General features: G+C 71.7%; 18 protein-coding genes. 7 read left to right on the top strand and 11 right to left on the bottom strand.

Annotated elements, in window-relative coordinates; genetic code table 11:
* Positions 1-25: 25 nt before the first annotated feature.
* The 3 genes from AB0M27_RS12465 (at position 26) to AB0M27_RS12455 (ending at position 1,752) form a co-directional block, all read left to right on the top strand.
* Positions 26-616 carry a TetR/AcrR family transcriptional regulator gene (locus AB0M27_RS12465; protein ID WP_365720725.1) on the top strand — a complete coding sequence of 197 codons (591 nt, stop codon included), beginning with the start codon at positions 26-28 and terminating at the stop codon, positions 614-616.
* 43 nt (positions 617-659) lie between these two features.
* Entirely contained in the window at positions 660-1,172 is a 513-nt protein-coding gene (locus AB0M27_RS12460; protein ID WP_365720723.1) for a DinB family protein, read from the top strand.
* Between the two features lie 115 nt (positions 1,173-1,287).
* A complete protein-coding gene (locus tag AB0M27_RS12455) occupies positions 1,288-1,752 on the top strand; it encodes a hypothetical protein (protein ID WP_365720721.1) in 465 nt (154 codons plus the stop codon).
* Between the two features lie 41 nt (positions 1,753-1,793).
* Here the strand turns inward: AB0M27_RS12455 and AB0M27_RS12450 are convergent, their stop codons facing one another.
* The 7 genes from AB0M27_RS12450 to AB0M27_RS12420 all read right to left on the bottom strand — a co-directional run bounded on the left by AB0M27_RS12450 (position 1,794) and on the right by AB0M27_RS12420 (position 7,909).
* Positions 1,794-2,243: a hypothetical protein gene (locus AB0M27_RS12450; protein ID WP_365720719.1), complete on the bottom strand. Its 450-nt coding sequence runs from the start codon at positions 2,241-2,243 to the stop codon at positions 1,794-1,796.
* A gap of 209 nt (positions 2,244-2,452) precedes the next feature.
* On the bottom strand, positions 2,453-3,136 hold the full coding sequence (locus AB0M27_RS12445) for a uracil-DNA glycosylase (RefSeq protein ID WP_365720717.1): 684 nt from the start codon (positions 3,134-3,136) through the stop codon (positions 2,453-2,455).
* A 106-nt stretch (positions 3,137-3,242) separates the two neighbouring features.
* On the bottom strand, positions 3,243-4,820 hold the full coding sequence (locus tag AB0M27_RS12440; protein ID WP_365720715.1) for an ABC transporter substrate-binding protein: 1,578 nt from the start codon (positions 4,818-4,820) through the stop codon (positions 3,243-3,245).
* Between the two features lie 187 nt (positions 4,821-5,007).
* Positions 5,008-5,775 carry an SDR family oxidoreductase gene (locus AB0M27_RS12435; RefSeq protein ID WP_365720713.1) on the bottom strand — a complete coding sequence of 256 codons (768 nt, stop codon included), beginning with the start codon at positions 5,773-5,775 and terminating at the stop codon, positions 5,008-5,010.
* Between the two features lie 13 nt (positions 5,776-5,788).
* On the bottom strand, positions 5,789-6,550 hold the full coding sequence (fabG, locus tag AB0M27_RS12430) for a 3-oxoacyl-ACP reductase FabG (protein WP_365720711.1): 762 nt from the start codon (positions 6,548-6,550) through the stop codon (positions 5,789-5,791).
* Positions 6,551-6,698: 148 nt separating this feature from the next.
* Positions 6,699-7,148 carry a DUF3037 domain-containing protein gene (locus AB0M27_RS12425; protein WP_365720709.1) on the bottom strand — a complete coding sequence of 150 codons (450 nt, stop codon included), beginning with the start codon at positions 7,146-7,148 and terminating at the stop codon, positions 6,699-6,701.
* A complete protein-coding gene (locus AB0M27_RS12420; protein WP_365720707.1) occupies positions 7,145-7,909 on the bottom strand; it encodes a HipA family kinase in 765 nt (254 codons plus the stop codon). The genes AB0M27_RS12425 and AB0M27_RS12420 overlap by 4 nt, the downstream gene beginning before the upstream one ends.
* 228 nt (positions 7,910-8,137) lie before the next feature.
* Between AB0M27_RS12420 and AB0M27_RS12415 the strand changes: the two genes are divergently transcribed.
* Positions 8,138-8,644, top strand: a complete 507-nt coding sequence (locus AB0M27_RS12415) for a Rieske (2Fe-2S) protein (RefSeq protein WP_365720705.1) — start codon at positions 8,138-8,140, stop codon at positions 8,642-8,644.
* A 6-nt stretch (positions 8,645-8,650) separates the two neighbouring features.
* Here AB0M27_RS12415 and AB0M27_RS12410 read toward each other — a convergent pair whose 3' ends face one another.
* Entirely contained in the window at positions 8,651-9,295 is a 645-nt protein-coding gene (locus AB0M27_RS12410; RefSeq protein WP_365720703.1) for a cysteine hydrolase, read from the bottom strand.
* A gap of 147 nt (positions 9,296-9,442) precedes the next feature.
* On the opposite strand from AB0M27_RS12410, the gene AB0M27_RS12405 reads away from it, so the two are divergent.
* Entirely contained in the window at positions 9,443-9,913 is a 471-nt protein-coding gene (locus AB0M27_RS12405) for a pyridoxamine 5'-phosphate oxidase family protein (protein ID WP_365720701.1), read from the top strand.
* Between the two features lie 10 nt (positions 9,914-9,923).
* Here the strand turns inward: AB0M27_RS12405 and AB0M27_RS12400 are convergent, their stop codons facing one another.
* Entirely contained in the window at positions 9,924-10,826 is a 903-nt protein-coding gene (locus AB0M27_RS12400) for a LysR family transcriptional regulator (protein ID WP_365720699.1), read from the bottom strand.
* A 74-nt stretch (positions 10,827-10,900) separates the two neighbouring features.
* Between AB0M27_RS12400 and AB0M27_RS12395 the strand changes: the two genes are divergently transcribed.
* Positions 10,901-11,836, top strand: a complete 936-nt coding sequence (locus AB0M27_RS12395) for a DMT family transporter (RefSeq protein ID WP_365720697.1) — start codon at positions 10,901-10,903, stop codon at positions 11,834-11,836.
* An 84-nt stretch (positions 11,837-11,920) separates the two neighbouring features.
* On the opposite strand, the gene AB0M27_RS12390 is transcribed toward AB0M27_RS12395, so the two are convergent.
* Positions 11,921-13,252: an aminotransferase class I/II-fold pyridoxal phosphate-dependent enzyme gene (locus tag AB0M27_RS12390; RefSeq protein WP_365720695.1), complete on the bottom strand. Its 1,332-nt coding sequence runs from the start codon at positions 13,250-13,252 to the stop codon at positions 11,921-11,923.
* A gap of 76 nt (positions 13,253-13,328) precedes the next feature.
* On the opposite strand from AB0M27_RS12390, the gene AB0M27_RS12385 reads away from it, so the two are divergent.
* Positions 13,329-14,009 (top strand): pyridoxamine 5'-phosphate oxidase family protein, encoded by a 681-nt coding sequence (locus AB0M27_RS12385; protein ID WP_365720693.1) that lies wholly within the window; start codon positions 13,329-13,331, stop codon positions 14,007-14,009.
* Between the two features lie 14 nt (positions 14,010-14,023).
* Here the strand turns inward: AB0M27_RS12385 and AB0M27_RS12380 are convergent, their stop codons facing one another.
* Positions 14,024-14,974 carry an EamA family transporter gene (locus AB0M27_RS12380; protein ID WP_365720691.1) on the bottom strand — a complete coding sequence of 317 codons (951 nt, stop codon included), beginning with the start codon at positions 14,972-14,974 and terminating at the stop codon, positions 14,024-14,026.
* Positions 14,975-15,123: the final 149 nt, after the last annotated feature.

Genomic DNA, 15,123 nt, shown 5'->3' with positions numbered 1-15,123 from the left:
GTAGTGAGACAGATAGGGTCACCTCATGCCCGTACGCACCCCCAGCGCCTCCCGTGCCGATCTCGTCGCCGACGCCGCCCTCGCCCTGCTCGCCGAGCGCGGGATGCGCGGGCTGACACACCGGGCGGTGGACGAGGCGGCGCGGCTGCCGCTGGGCTCGACGTCGAACGTGGCGCGCACCCGGCAGGCACTGCTGGAACTGGCGGTACGACGGCACGCCGAGCGCGAGGCCCGGGTGCTGGACCTGGCCGAGATGCCGGATCCGAGGGGCGGACCCGACGCACTGGCCGACGGGCTGGCCCTGGCCGTGCACCGCTCCCTGACCCGGGGCCGCGACCTGCTGATCGCCCGCTACGAACTCGCCCTGGAGGCCACCCGCCGCCCCGAGCTGCGCGCCTTCTACGACCGGACCGGTGCCGTCTTCAAGGAGCAACTGGCCGCGATGCTCACCGACGTGGGCTCACCCGACCCGGCGCGGCATGTGCTGTCCCTGGTCGCCTGGGCGGACGGGCTGATGTTCTCCTGCGCGGCGGGGTCGTTCAGCGCGGAGGAACCGGGCCTTCAGGAGATCCGCAAGGGTCTGCGGGAACTGCTCGCCGGGATGCTGGCCCGGTGAAAACCCCTGGTGGTGGCGCCTGTTCTTCGATGAGGATACGGACATGACGACCGAACGCCGAGAGCCCGCCCTGAACGCCGGTGAACGCGCCATGCTGGAGGGCTGGCTGGACTACCACCGCCGGACGCTGGCCTGGAAGTGCGAGGGGCTGACCGACGAGCAGCTGCGGACCGCGTCCGTGCCGCCCTCCGAGCTGTCCCTCATGGGCCTGGTACGGCACATGGCGGAGGTGGAACGGGGCTGGTTCCGCAAGGTCCTGGTGGGCGACGACCCCGGCCCGATCTACTACACGGAGGAGGACGGGGACGGCGAGTTCCATCTCGCCGAGGCCGACACCTGGCAGGAGGCGTACGCGACCTGGCAGACGGAGGTCGAGATCGCCCGGCGGAACTCGGCCGGCTTCGAGCTCGACGATCTCTCCCAGGGAAAGAGCAGGTTCAGCGACGAGCCGTTCAACCTGCGCTGGATCTACACCCACATGATCGAGGAGTACGCCCGGCACAACGGCCACGCCGACCTGATCCGCGAGCGGATCGACGGCGCCACCGGAGACTGAACGTCAGCCCCGGCGCGCCGAAACCCTCCGTACGGGGCACGAGATCACCCGTGCGGGGGCATCAACCTCGGCTCCCTGGTGCCAACCCGGGCGCGGAACCAGCAGAGTTGACCGGGTGCATCGAACGACGACCACCGCAGCGCTCCTGGTCACCGTGGCCGTCTCGGCCCTCTCCGGGTGTGTGACGGTACAGCGCCCCGCGCCACCCGCGCCGCCGAGGGACACGGCACCCTCCCTCCCGACGGCCCCCCGGCCGGACGGCAGCGCGGAGCCCCGGGTGGTACAGGCACCGGCCCAGGAGGCACTGGAGATGACGGGCCCGTCGCGGCGGCCGAGGCACGCCACACCGGCCACGCCGCGGCACACGGGGGAGGCACCCCCGGTCGCACACCGTCCCCCGGCCGCCCCGCCCGCTCCCCCGCGTCCTCGCGAGCGGCCCCAGCGGCCGCGGACTCCCGTCCCCCACCTGCCGAACGCGGCCCCCAAGGCCCCGAACGTATGCGCCCTGGGCAGGCAGTACGGCGGCTGGCGAGCAGACAGCCCGGAGGCGAAGATCTGCGAGCAGACGTACGGCCGCTGAAGCGCCCCGAAGGGGCGCGCAGCGCGGCACCCGGGAAGGCGCTAGTCGCCCAGCCGCAACTCCATCCGCCCGATCGCGGCCCACACCCCATCGCCGTACCCATCGTCGGCCAGAGCGGCAGCGGCGTCGCGCGCCCGGCGCAGATGGCCGCGGGCAGCCTCGTCCCGGCCGAGCTTCACATAGTCGGCGGCAAGATTGAGATGGAGCGAGGGAATCAACCCTCGCGCACTCGGCGGTGCGCCCCACTCCTCCGCCGCGATCAACGCCCTGAGATCCCAGGCGAGTTCGTCCTCCGGGTCGTCCTGGGTGTCCGCGAGGTAGTGGGCCAGGGTGCAGCGGTGCAGCGGGTCGCCGTCCTCGCCGATCTCCGCCCACAGGTTCAGGAAGCGGCTGCGGGCCTCCTCGCGGTCGCCGCCGTGGTGCAGCATCACGACCTGCCCGATCCGCGTCAGCAGGGCATCGGGTGCCCCCTGCTCCTGTTGCTCCGCCACGGGGCCCTCCGGGCTGTCGACCGTTGTGTGGTTCTGACGCTAAACGGCGCCGTCCGGATTCCTGGTCAGGCGGCGCCGTCGTGGCGTGGGCCGGTGGTCGGCCGCGGGTCCGTCGTGGCTGGTGGCGCCCACGCGGCGGAGCCGCATAGTGATACAGCCCCGCGCCCCTGGGGTGCTGCAGTCCCGCCGGCTTCGAGGCCCAGGGACCCTCAGCCCAGGTTCGGGATCCGCCAGTCGATCGGCTCATGCCCCTGCATGGCGATCGCCTCGTTGATCTGGGTGAACGGGCGGGAGCCGAAGAACTTCTTCGCGGACAGCGGAGAGGGGTGCGCGCCCTTGACCACCGCGTGCCGCTTCTCGTCGATCAACGGCAGCTTCTTCTGCGCGTAGTTGCCCCACAGGACGAAGACCGCCGGGTCCGGGCGGGAGGCCACCGCGCGGATCACCGCGTCGGTGAACTTCTCCCAGCCCTTGCCCTTGTGCGAGTTGGCCTCGCCGGCCCGGACGGTGAGGACCGCGTTGAGCAGCAGGACGCCCTGCTGGGCCCACGGCATCAGATAGCCGTTGTCCGGGACCGGCAGGCCCAGCTCCTCCTGCATCTCCTTGTAGATGTTCCGCAGGGAGGGCGGGGTCTTCACGCCGGGGCGGACCGAGAAGCACAGGCCGTGGCCCTGGCCCTCGCCGTGGTACGGGTCCTGGCCCAGGACGAGGACCTTGACCTGCTCGTACGGCGTCGCGTCCAGCGCGGCGAAGACCTCCTCGCGCGGCGGGTAGACGGGACCCCTCGCCCGCTCCTCCTCGACGAACTCGGTCAGCTCCTTGAAGTAGGGCTGCTGCAGCTCGTCGCCCAGAACCCCGCGCCAGGACTCGGGCAGCATGGCGATGTCGGTCACGTCAACGTCCTCATGGTCGATCGACTACGTCGTGCGGTCACTTGCAGGATTCAGAACCTACAGGCGACCACTGACAACCGGCACGCCAAGGCCGGTTCGCCGAGGCTCACCAGCTGGTCTTGCGGTGCAGCGCCCACATCATCATGATCGTAGACGGGTCGAGGGCCTGCTCGCCGCCGGAGATGTCCTCGCTGGCGGCGATGAACTGCCGGCCCTGCCAGAGCGGGATCAGCCGCGAGTCGTTGACGATGACCTGCTGGGCCTCCTCCATGTCCTTGACCGTCTGGGCGCGGTCGCTCTCGGCGCGCGAGTGGGGCAGCACTTTGTCGGTGATCTCCTTGGACGGGTAGGGCGTGCCGAGCGCGTTGTGCTCGCCGACGAACGGGGCGATGAAGTTGTCCGCGTCGGGGAAGTCCGGGAACCAGCCGCGCCCGAACACCGGGTACTCGCCCTTCTGGTAGCCGACCACATAGGTCTTCCAGGGGCGGCTCTTGAGCGTGATCGTGAACAGCCCGGAGGCCTCCAGCTGCCGCTTCAGCTCCTGGAACATCAGCGCGGTCTCGGAGCCGTAGCGGTCGGTGGTGTACCAGAGGGTGAGCGGGACGCGCTGGTGGATGCCCGCGTCGGAGAGGATCTTGCGGGCCTTGGGGACGCTCGGGTCGCCGTAGTCGTCGAAGAAGCCGGTGGTGTGTCCGGTCAGGCCCCTGGGGACCATCGAGTACAGCGGGTCGACCGTGTCCTTGTAGACCTTGTGCGCGATGGCACCGCGGTCGACGATCTGGGCGACGGCCTTGCGGACGGCCGGCTGCTTGACCCAGGGGTCCTTGGGGTTGAACACCAGGTAGCTGATGTCGATGCCGGCGCCGTCGACCAGCTGGAGGTTGCTGTTGCCGTGCTGCTGGAGGGTGAGGATGTCGTCGGCGGCGAGGCCGCGGTAGGTGACGTCGATCTGCTTGTCCCGCAGCGCCTTGACCATCTGGGCCGAGTCCTGGAAGTAGCGGATGGTCACCGCGTCGTTCTGCCGCTTGGCGAAGCCCTGGTAGTTGCCGTTGGCGGCGAGGACGACCTCCTTGCCCTCCTCGTAGGACTGGACCTTGTACGGCCCGGAGCCGTAGACGTTGTCGTCCTTGCGCAGGGAGCGCGCGGGGTAGTCGTCCGGGTCGACGATCGACATGGCCGGCGTGGCCAGCACGAACGGGAAGGTGGCGTCGGGCTGGTTGAGGTGGAAGACGACCTCGCGGTCGCCGAGCGCCTGCACCCGGTCCAGGCTGCCGAGCAGACCGGCGGGTCCGCCGGGGGCGTCGATCGTGCGGATGCGGTCGATGGAGTGCTTGACGGCCTGGGCGTTCAGCGGGTCGCCGTCGGCGAACTTCATGCCCGCGCGCAGCGTGCAGCTGAAGGTGCGGCTGGAGGAGTCGGTGAAGGAGCAGCTCTCGGCGGCGTCGGGCTGGGGGGCGGCGGCACCGCTGGGGAAGGCCAGCAGCGTCTGGAAGATGTTCCGGTACAGCTCCCAGGAGCCGTCCCAGGCGCCGGCGGGGTCCAGCGTGCTGGGGGCACTGGTGGTACCGACGACGATGGGTCCCTTGCTGTCGCCGTTGCCGTCGGACAGCAGACTGCAGCCGGCCACCAGGGATATGGACGCGATCGCCGCGACTCTCCGCAGGAATCGGTTCCGGTTGAACACGCGCACGCTCCTCGATCTGCCATACCAAGGGTCGGCAGACCATACCGCAGCGTTCGCGCCCCTGAACCTCCCCTGAAACAGGGCTTCTTGATCGATTTCGCGATGACGACGTTGTCAGTCCGCTGTGCGGATTCCATGGGGGCTTCCGGGCGCCGATGTGTCCGAAAATCGGCGCCCGGAAGATGACTCAGCCCACGCCCGCGTTCAGGAAGATGCCGCCGTCCACGACGAGCGTCTGACCGGTGACCCAGTCGGACTGCTCGGAGGTGAGGAAGGCCGCGGCCCCGCCGATGTCGGAGGGCACGCCGAGCCGGCCGAGGGGGTAGGCGGCGGCCGCCTCCTCCTCGCGGTTCTCGTACAGCGCCTGCGCGAACCTGGTCTTGACCACGGCCGGGGCTATCGCGTTGACCCGCGCCTTCGGGGCGAACTCGTGCGCCAACTGCTGGGTCAGATTGATCATCGCGGCCTTGCTGACGCCGTAGGCACCGATGAACGGCGAGGGCGCGAGGCCCGCGACCGAGGCGATGTTGACGATCGCGCCGCCGTTGTCCTTCTGCCAGGCGTGCCAGGTCTTCTGGGCGAAGCCGAGCGCGGAGATCACGTTGGTCTCGAAGACCTTGCGGGCGACGTTCAGGTCGAGGTCGGCGATCGGGCCGAAGACCGGGTTGGTGCCCGCGTTGTTGACCAGGAAGTCGAGGCGGCCGAAGGCCTCCATGGTGCGCTCGACGGCCTCGGTCTGGTGGTCCAGGTCGTGCGCCTTGCCGGCGACGCCGATGACCCGGTCCGCGCCGAGCTTCTCGACGGCCTCCTTCAGCGCGTCCTCGTTGCGGCCGGTGATGCACACGCGGTCGCCACGGGCGACGAGTGCCTCGGCCACGCCGTAGCCGATGCCGCGGCTGGCGCCCGTGACCAGGGCGACCTTGCCCGAGAGCTCGGGGAGTTCAGCGGAAGTCATGTACCCGATTCCCTTAGTTGAGCGGTCCGCCGGCGACGTACAGCACCTGGCCGGAGACGAAGCCGGCGGCCTCGCCGGTGAAGAAGGCGATGGCGCCCGCGATGTCCTCGGGCTCGCCGACGCGCTGCACCGGGATCTGGGTGGCGGCGGCCTTCTTGAAGTCCTCGAAGCCCATGCCGACGCGGTCGGCGGTGGCCTTGGTCATCTCGGTGGCGATGAAGCCGGGGGCGACGGCGTTGGCGGTGATGCCGAACTTGCCCAGCTCGATGGCGAGGGTCTTGGTGAAGCCCTGGAGGCCGGCCTTGGCGGCGGAGTAGTTGGCCTGGCCGCGGTTGCCGAGCGCCGAGGAGGAGGAGAGGTTGACGATCCGGCCGAAGCCCGCGTCGACCATGTGCTTCTGGACGGCCTTGGTCATCAGGAACGAGCCGCGCAGGTGGACGTTCATGACGGTGTCCCAGTCGGAGACGCTCATCTTGAACAGCAGGTTGTCGCGCAGCACGCCCGCGTTGTTGACCAGGATCGTCGGGGCGCCCAGCTCCTCGACGATCCGGGCGACGGCCGCCTCGACCTGCGCCTCGTCGGACACGTCGGCGCCGACCGCGATCGCCTTGCCGCCGGCGGCGGTGATCTTCTCGACGGTGTCCTTGCAGGCGGCCTCGTCGAGGTCGATCACGGCGACCGCACGGCCCTCGGCGGCCAGTCGTACGGCGGTGGCGGCGCCGATGCCGCGCGCCGCGCCGGTGACTACCGCGACCCGCTGTTCAGTGGTGGACATTGCTGCTTCTCCTCGCCCTTGAGAGAACCTGTCGGGGCCCTCGGAAGTGAGCCCTCATGCGGTGAGCGACCGCTTAGTACCTTCAGTACACGTGACGCTAGAAGCCCTGGCACCCGGTGTCAACGGCACACCGGGTGCGTGTGATCCATTACCTCACCAAGAGGTCGAGCAACCGCTCCGTCTCGGCCGCCGGGTCGGTGGTCAGGCCGGTGTGCACGGGACCCGGCTGGACGACCGTGGAGCGGGGCGCGATCAGCCAGCGGAAGCGGCGCCCGGCGTCGTCCGCGGCGGCCTGCCCGGCCTCCGCACCGCCCGCGCAGTGGCGCTCGATCGCGCCGAGCGCCGCCCGGATCCCGGCCACATCCGCCTGCGGGTCCAGGGCGAGCAGCCGGGCCTCGTCCAGGTGGGTGCGTGCGCCGACGTAGGCCTGTGCACGGCTGTAGACGACGACGCCCGCGTTGATGCACTCGCCGCGCTCCACGCGCGGTACGACCTTGAGCAGCGCGTACTCGAACACGTCCCGGTCGCCGCCCTGGCCCGCCCGGGTGATGTGCCGCTCGGTGACATGGCCGGCCATGTGGATGTGGGTCTCGCTCACTTGGTCCCCTCGATGCCGGTGATGCGCTCGGCGATGACGGCCGCCCGCGCGAGCAGCGGCCTGGCGTAGGCCCGGCGCAGGTCGTCCGGGGTGTCGAAGCCGGGCTCGTCGGCGAGCCAGGCGTCCGGGATCTCGGCGGTGACCTCGGCGAGCAGGTCCTCGGTGACCCGGTGTGCCAGGGCGGCCGCTGCTGCGGCGACGTCCGGGGCGAAGCGGGCGAGGGCGTGGTCGGAGGCGTCGTAGGGGCGCGCCGCGGAAGCCTCGGCGGAGGGCCAGTTGTGGTGCCAGATCATCGTCGCGCCGTGGTCGATGAGCCACAGCTCGCCGCGGTGCACCAGGAGATTCGGGTTGCGCCAGGACCGGTCCACGTTGTTGATCAGCGCGTCGAACCAGACGATCCGGCCGGCCTCCTCGGGGCTCACCGGGAAGGCGAGCGGGTCGTAGCCGAGGGCGCCGGAGAGGAAGTCCATGCCGAGGTTGGTGCCGCCACTGGACCTGAGCAGGTCCTGCACCTGCTGTTCGGGCTCGCCGAGGCCGAGGACCGGGTCCAGCCGGACGGTGACCAGCCGGGGCATCCGGAATCCGAGGCGGCGGGCAAGCTCGCCGCACACCACCTCGGCGACCAGTGTCTTGCGGCCCTGTCCGGCGCCGGTGAACTTCAGGACGTAGGTCCCGAAGTCGTCGGCCTCGACGAGCCCCGGCAGCGAGCCCCCCTCACGCAGGGGCGTGACATAGCGGGTCGCGGTGACTTCCTTGAGCATCGCCCCAGGTTACTGGTGGCGGCCGACAGGCTCGGCGGGGAGGGACCGACGGGCTCGGCGAGATCGGGCGACAGGCTCGGCGGGATGGGGCCGACAGCAAGCCGACAGCTGTGGCTTACGGCCGTCTCATGCCCGGACGGCAAGGATCTGGGTGCCCGCCTGAACGGTTGGCGCCCGAGCGCCGTACCCCTGGACGGACTACGAGAAGCTCCGCGGAAGGGAACCCACATGACCAGCGCATCGCCCCAGCCCCACGCCGGACCGGCCCGCCGTACCGTCGTGGCGGCCGCCGGAGCGGCGGGGCTCGCCGCCGCGCTGACCGCCTGCGGTTCGGGCGACAACTCGTCGGACACCGTCAACACCGGGTCCGGTTCCTCCGGCTCCACCGGATCGACAGGGACCACCGGCTCCACGGGAGCGTCGCAGAACAGCGGCGGCACCGCCGGCGGCACCGCGCTCGCCAAGACCTCCGACATCCCCGAGGGCGGCGGGAAGGTCTTCAAGGACCAGGGCGTGGTGGTCACACAGCCGGCGGCGGGCACGTTCAAGGCATTCTCGTCCAAGTGCACCCATCAGGGGTGCGCGGTCGGCAGCGTGGCGAACGGCGTGATCGTCTGCCCGTGCCACAACAGCCACTTCTCCGCCGAGGACGGCAGTGTGAAGCAGGGCCCCGCCACGCAACCACTGCCCGCGGCGAAGATCACCGTCGCCGGCGAGGACATCAAGCTGGCCTGAGCCGTCTCAGCCCCGTCCGCGCGGCCGTTTGAGACAGCCGAGCACCTCGTCCGTGGTCGCGACCGTGGCGACCAGCGCGAGGGTGTGCCGGATCATCGCGGGGGTGTAGTCGGCGGGCACCCCCGCGATGGCGTCGGCCGGGACGACGGCGGTGTAGCCCAGGTTGACCGCGTCGAACACCGCGTTGGGTATCGCCACGTTGGCCGAGACACCGCTGACGATCAGCGTGCGGCAGCCGAGGTTGCGCAGCAGGGCGTCGACGTCGGTGCCGTGGATCGGCGACAGGCCGTGCAGCCGGCGTACGACGACATCCTCCTCGGTGACCTCGATCGGCGGCGCGACCCGCACCGCCGTACTGCCGCTCAACTGCTGCACGGGAAGCCGCTCGGCGGCACGGAACAGCCGGGCGTTGCGGCTCGCGCCCCGGCCGTCCGGCCGGCGCTCGGCGATCGCGTGGACGACCTGGACACCGCTGTCGTGGGCGGCGGCGACCAGCCGGGCCACATTGCGCAGCGCACCGGAGGAGCGGGCCTCGCGGGCGAGTTCCGGCAGGGCGCTGTCCGTGCCGACGACCCCCTGCTGGCACTCCACGGTGAGCAGGACGGTGCTTGCGGGGTCGAGGAGTTCGCTGAGCTGTTCGTACGACGGCATGGCGCGCCCCCTTGAAGCCGATCCGTTTAAGCCGATCCAGTCGAAGCCGACTCGTTGAAGCCGACCCATTTCCTTTTCTGACGCGGTGTCAGAGGATCAACAGCACACAATAGTTCTCTGGCACGACGTGGGAGAAGAGGGGGCCGCATGACCGTCACTCAGCAGCGCCGGGGCCGGAAGATCATGATGACGCCCGGCGAGCTTGACGCGTTCCTCACCAGTCAGCGCACCTGCCGGGTCGCGACCGTCTCGGCGGACGGCACTCCGCATGTCAGCGCGCTGTGGTTCGCCTGGGACGGTACCTCGCTGTGGCTGTACTCGGTGGTGCGCAGCAGGCGTTGGGAGCAGCAGCGCCGCGATCCGCGGGTGGCCGTCGTGGTCGACTCGGGCGAGGAGTACGACCAGTTGCGCGGCGTCGAGCTGTCCGGCCGGGTGGAGTTCGTGGGCGAGGTGCCGCGCACCGGGGAGCTGTGCGCCGAACTCGACACGCCCGAGACGCTGTTCGCGCGGAAGAACTTCGGGCTGGACGAGATGCCGCACGACGGCCGCCACGCCTGGGCCCGGCTGACCCCGGAGAAGATCGTCTCCTGGGACTTCCGCAAGCTGGGCGGGGCATAGGGTCCGGCGCTCAGCCGACCTTCCGTGCCGCCGCGCGCAGGGCCTCCACCGCCGCCCGGATCGAGGGGCGGCGGTCGGCGTCCGCTCGCCAGATCACGTACACGTGCCGGCGCACCCGCTGCTTGAGCGGCACGAGGACCACGCCCTCCGGGACCGGGTGCCGGCCCAGCAGCGGTGCGATGCACACGCCCAGCCCGGCGGCGACCAGGCCGAGCTGGGTGTGGGTCTCGCCGGCACGGTGACCGACGATCGGCTCGACGCCCTTTGACCGCAGCGTGAACATCAGCCACTCGTGGCAGAACTCGCCCTCGCCCCAGGTGATCCACTCGTCCTCGGCGAACTCGGTGAGCTCCACCTCGTCCCGGTCGGCGAGCCGGTGCCCGACCGGCATGGCGACATCGGCCGGGTCGTCCAGCAGGGGTGCCTTGACCAGGCCGTCGGGCACGGGCATCGGCTTGTTGTACCAGTCCAGGACCACCGCGAGATCGAGATCGCCCCGGACGACGGCCGCGATGCCCTGCTCCGGCTCCAGCTCGCTGGAGCGCACACGCAGCCCGGGATGCTGGGCCCGCAGCGCACCGAGGGCTACGGGGAAGAGCCCGCGAGCGGCGGTCGGGAACGCGGACAGCCTCAGTTCGCCGACGACCTGCCCGCGATGGGCCTCCAGGTCGGACTCGGCGAGTTCGACCTGCGACAGGATGCGTGCCGCGTGCTCCGACAGCAGCCGGCCGGCGTCGGTGAGCCGCACCCCCCGGCCGTTCTTGGCGAGCAGCTGCTGTCCGATCTCGCGCTCCAGCTTGCCCAGCTGCTGGGAGACGGCGGACGTGGTGACGTGCAGCGCGTCAGCGGCGGCGCTCACCGAGCCGTGCCGGGCGAGGGCGTCCAGGGTGCGCAGGCGCTCCAGGTTCAACATGTAAGCAATTCTACGAGGTACCAGGTGAGAAATCTCGATTGTGCTACGAGGTTGCCTCCAGCATCCTTGAGACCATGAGCACGGTCACCCCACCCCGAACCCAGTCCCCCGCCCCCGCCCGCCCCCGCACTCGCCTCGACTGGCGGCTCCGCTTCGGCGCACTGTCCCTGATCTGGGGCTTCAGCTTCCTGTTGATCAAGGTGGGCACCGAGGGCTACGCACCGTTCCAGGTGACCCTGGGGCGTCTGGTGTTCGGTACGGCGGTGCTGGCGGCGGCGATGGCGGTCAAGCGGGAGAAGCTGCCGCGTGGGGCCCGGCTGTGGGGGCACATGGCGGTCGCCGCGTTCTTCCTGAACGCCCTGCCGTTCTCCCTCTTCGCCTACTCCGAGCTGACGATCCCGTCGACGCTGGCCGGCATCTGCAACGCGACCTCACCCCTGTGGGGCATGGCCCTGTCCCTGGTCGCCCTCTCCGAGGACCGGCCGACCCGGGTCCGCGTGGCCGGCCTCGGTCTCGGCTTCCTCGGGGTGCTGACCGTTCTGGGTGCCTGGCAGGGCTTCCACGGCCTGGACGCCACGGGTACGGCGATGGCCCTGCTGGCGTCGCTGAGCTACCCGGTCGGCTGGATCTACGTCCGGCGCACCCTCGCGGGGACGGGCAACTCCCATCTGTCGATGACGGGCGCGCAGCTGCTGTTGGCGACGCTTCAACTGGCCGTCGTCGTCACACCGCTGTTCGCCGGGTTCCCCACGCATGTCTCGCTGGTGCCGATGCTGGCGATCGCCGCGCTGGGAGCACTGGGGACCGGGCTGGCGGTCCTCATTCAGTACGGGCTGGTTGCCGAGGTCGGGCCGACGACCGCGCAGATGGTCACGTACTTCATTCCGGTCATCGCCACGGCGGCCGGTGTGGCGATTCTCGGGGAGTCGCTGCGGTGGACCACGCCGGTGGGGGCGGTCGTGGTTCTTGCGGGGGCCGCGCTGACTCAGGTGCGGCGGAAGGGCGCCTGAGGGGGAGGGGCGTCGGGTGCGTGCGCGAGTGCGGGTCCGTTGTGGCTCGTCGCGCGGTTCCCCGCGCCCCTTGTTCACGTACCGCTAGCCGTAAACGCGCGCTGGTGACGGCCGTACCGCCGCTGCCACCGCGTCCGCCAGGAGGCCGATGTCCTCCTTGGTGAGGGTCGAGACGGTGATGCGGATGCCCGGCGGAGAGGCCACGCGGAAGCGGGCCCCCGGTGCCACCGCCCAGCCCGCCTGCAGCAGGCGGGCCACCGCGCCGGTCTCGTCGGGGACCGGTACCCACACGTTCATGCCGCTGCGGCCGTGGGCGGCGACTCCGCGTTCCGCCAGCGCGTCGACCAAGGCGTCCCGCCGGGCGCCGTACGCCTTCGCCACCGCCACCCGGTCCACCGCGCCCTCGGACCACAGCCGGGCCACGGCCCGCTGCAGCAGCAGGCTCACCCAGCCCGGGCCGAGGCGCTGGCGGCCGCGTACCCGGTCGACGGTGACCGGGTCGCCGGCGACGACGGCCACGCGCAGATCGGGGCCGTAGGCCTTGGAGGCGGAGCGGACGACGGCCCAGTGGCGGGTGACGCCGGCCAGGGGGTGCAGCGGGAGGTCGACGATGCCGTGGCCGTGATCGTCCTCGATCAGCAGGGTTCCCGGGTGCTCGCGCAGCACCGCGCGCAGGGCACGCGCGCGTGTGGCGGTCACCGAGGCTCCGGTCGGGTTCTGCGCGCGGTCGGTGACGATCAGCGCGCGGGCCCCGGACTCCAGGGCCCGGCGCAGGTCTTCGGGGCGCGGTCCGTCGTCGTCCATGCCGACCGGGAGCGTGCGCAGGCCCAGCGCCGGGACCAGGTCGAGGACGCTGCCCCAGCCGGGGTCCTCGACGGCGACCGCGTCGCCCGCTCGGAGGTGCGCGGCGAGGACGCGCTCGATGGCGTCGAGGGAGCCGGACGTCACGGTCAGCGGGCCGTCCGGGACGCCGTCGGCGTCGAGTTCGGCGCGGGCCATGCGGACGAGGTCCGGGTCGACCGGGTCGTCGCCGTAGAGGACGGGCCGCCGGTCGCCCTCCTCCGCCGCCGCGGCGAGGGCGGGGGCGAGCCCGGGCAGCAGGACCGGGTCGGGGTTGCCGGCCGCCAGGTCGCGGCCCCCGGCGGGGACCTCCACACGCAGTTCCTCGCGGCCGGTGGTGGCCGGCTTGGGCCGGACCCGGCTGCCCCGGCGGCCGGCCGTGTCGATCACCCCGCGCTCGCGCAGGATGCGATAGGCGGCCGCCACGGTGTTGGGGTTCACCCCGAGCAGGGTCGCCAACTCCCGCATGGGAGGCAGGGGTTGACCCGGCCGCAGTTCACCGGCGCCGACCGCGCGCTCGACGCTGGCCGCGATCTCGGCTGCACCGCGCCCTTCGATGGGATACTCTCCTAGCACAAAGAACATTATGCACTAGTGCAATATGGATCGCAAGACCGTCAGATCGCCATTGCCCGCCCATGGAGGAACCGTCATGCAGGAGACGACCGAGGAAGCCCGGGCCGCCGCCTACACCCCGACCGACCGCACCGTGCCCACGCGCTCCGCGCACCGGGCGTCGTACGACAGGGAACTGGTGCACGCGATACTCGACGAGGGGTACGTCTGCCACCTCGGCTTCGTCCGCGACGGTGCGCCGGTGGTCCTGCCGACCCTGTACGGCCGGGTCGGCGAGCGGCTGTACGTGCACGGATCCACCGGTTCCCGCCCGCTGCGGATGACCGGCGAGACCGACCCGGGCCTGTCGGTGTGCCTGACGGTCACGCACGTGGACGGGCTGGTGCTGGCCCGGTCCGCGTTCCACCACTCCATCAACTACCGCTCCGTGGTGGTGCACGGCGTCGCACGCCAGGTCACCGACCCCGAGGAGCGGCGGGTGGCCCTGGACGCGCTGGTGGACCACGTCGTGCCGGGCCGCGCCGCCGACTCCCGGCCCGCGAACAAGAAGGAGCTGGCCGCCACCACGGTGATCCGGCTGGACCTGGACGAGGTCTCGGCCAAGGTCCGCACCGGCGGCGCGAACGACGACCCGGAGGACCTCGGCCTGCCGCACTGGGCCGGCGTCGTCCCGGTGCAGAAGGGGTACGGCGCGCCGGTCCCCGACGCCGACCTGGCACCGGGCGTCGAGCTTCCGGGCTACCTGAAGGCCCTGTAGGCCCCGGACAGGACCTACACCGGGACCGACTTCCGGCCGCCGGCCCCGCGGGCCTCGCCCACCGCGAGGCCCGCGACCGCGCCGAGCAGGAGCAGGGTGCCGGCCGCGGTGGTCGCCGTGAGCCGCTCGCCGAGCAGGACGACGGCGAGCACCGCCGCGGTCACCGGCTCCAGCAGCATGATCACGGACACGGTGGCGGACCGTACGACGGCCGCCCCGGCGAAGTACAGGGCGTACGCGAGGGCCGTGGGCACCGCGGCGATGTAGAGCATGAGCCACAGCAGCCGCGCCGGGTGGGCGGTGTGCGGGAGCAGGCCCTCGTGCAGTGCGAACGGCAGCAGGCACAGGCCGGTCACCGCGAAGGCCCCCACGGTGGTGTCCGAGGCGTCGGTGCCGCCGGCCCTCCCCCACCAGCGGGTCAGCAGCGTCATGGCGCCGTAGCCCGCGGCCGAGACGAGCGCCAGGAGCACTCCCGCCGGCCGTACGGTCGCGGCCGAGCCGCCGAAGGTGAGCACGGCCAGCCCGGCGAGCGCCCCGGCGACGGCCAGCGCCCCGCCGGCGCCGAGCCGTTCCCCGAGCAGCAGCCGGGCGCCGAGCGCGATGAGGACGGGGCCCGCGCCGAGGGTGACGACGGTGGCCACGGCCACGCCGGTCGACTCCACGGCGGCGAAGTAGGCGGTCTGGAACACCGCCAGGCCGAGACCGGTGGCGAGGACCCGGCCGGCCCTGCGGACCAGGGGTTCGGTGCCGGCCGGCCGGGTCCAGGGGCGCAGTCCGCGTCCGGCGAGCAGCAGGACCAGACCCAGCGCGCAGCGCCAGAAGGACAGTCCGAAGGCGCCCATGTCACTGGTCCGGTGGACCAGTGAGGCGGCGGCGCCGACTGTGCCCCAGGTGGCACCGGTGATGATCAGGTAGAGCAGGCCGCGCCCGACGGGCGGGCCGGAAGCGGCGTTCGACGTCGTCAAGGGATTCTCTCCGCAGAAGCGCACCACGAGGTGCGGAAGTTCGGGGGCGGCCCGCTTCAGCGGGGCGCGCGGACTTCGTCTGCGGGCAGCACCGTCCGGCCCGGCGCGCACCTGCGCGGGGCCGAGGTCCCGGAGGCCCGCCTCAGGCG

Source organism: Streptomyces sp. NPDC052107 (genome assembly GCF_040680215.1).
Taxonomy (GTDB): Bacteria; Actinomycetota; Actinomycetes; order Streptomycetales; family Streptomycetaceae; genus Streptomyces.
The sequence above is the reverse complement of the archived record's forward strand: the minus strand, read 5'-3'. Positions and strand labels throughout refer to the sequence as shown.

Bases quoted from the DNA above. Each gene is read 5' to 3' on its own strand.
- AB0M27_RS12465 (WP_365720725.1), top strand. From the start codon at position 26: ATGCCCGTACGCACCCCCAGCGCCTCCCGTGCCGATCTCGTCGCCGAC.
- AB0M27_RS12460 (WP_365720723.1), top strand. From the start codon at position 660: ATGACGACCGAACGCCGAGAGCCCGCCCTGAACGCCGGTGAACGCGCC.
- AB0M27_RS12435 (WP_365720713.1), bottom strand. From the start codon at position 5,775: ATGACTTCCGCTGAACTCCCCGAGCTCTCGGGCAAGGTCGCCCTGGTC.
- fabG (WP_365720711.1), bottom strand. From the start codon at position 6,550: ATGTCCACCACTGAACAGCGGGTCGCGGTAGTCACCGGCGCGGCGCGC.
- AB0M27_RS12420 (WP_365720707.1), bottom strand. From the start codon at position 7,909: ATGCTCAAGGAAGTCACCGCGACCCGCTATGTCACGCCCCTGCGTGAG.
- AB0M27_RS12415 (WP_365720705.1), top strand. From the start codon at position 8,138: ATGACCAGCGCATCGCCCCAGCCCCACGCCGGACCGGCCCGCCGTACC.
- AB0M27_RS12410 (WP_365720703.1), bottom strand. From the start codon at position 9,295: ATGCCGTCGTACGAACAGCTCAGCGAACTCCTCGACCCCGCAAGCACC.
- AB0M27_RS12405 (WP_365720701.1), top strand. From the start codon at position 9,443: ATGACCGTCACTCAGCAGCGCCGGGGCCGGAAGATCATGATGACGCCC.
- AB0M27_RS12400 (WP_365720699.1), bottom strand. From the start codon at position 10,826: ATGTTGAACCTGGAGCGCCTGCGCACCCTGGACGCCCTCGCCCGGCAC.
- AB0M27_RS12395 (WP_365720697.1), top strand. From the start codon at position 10,901: ATGAGCACGGTCACCCCACCCCGAACCCAGTCCCCCGCCCCCGCCCGC.
- AB0M27_RS12385 (WP_365720693.1), top strand. From the start codon at position 13,329: ATGCAGGAGACGACCGAGGAAGCCCGGGCCGCCGCCTACACCCCGACC.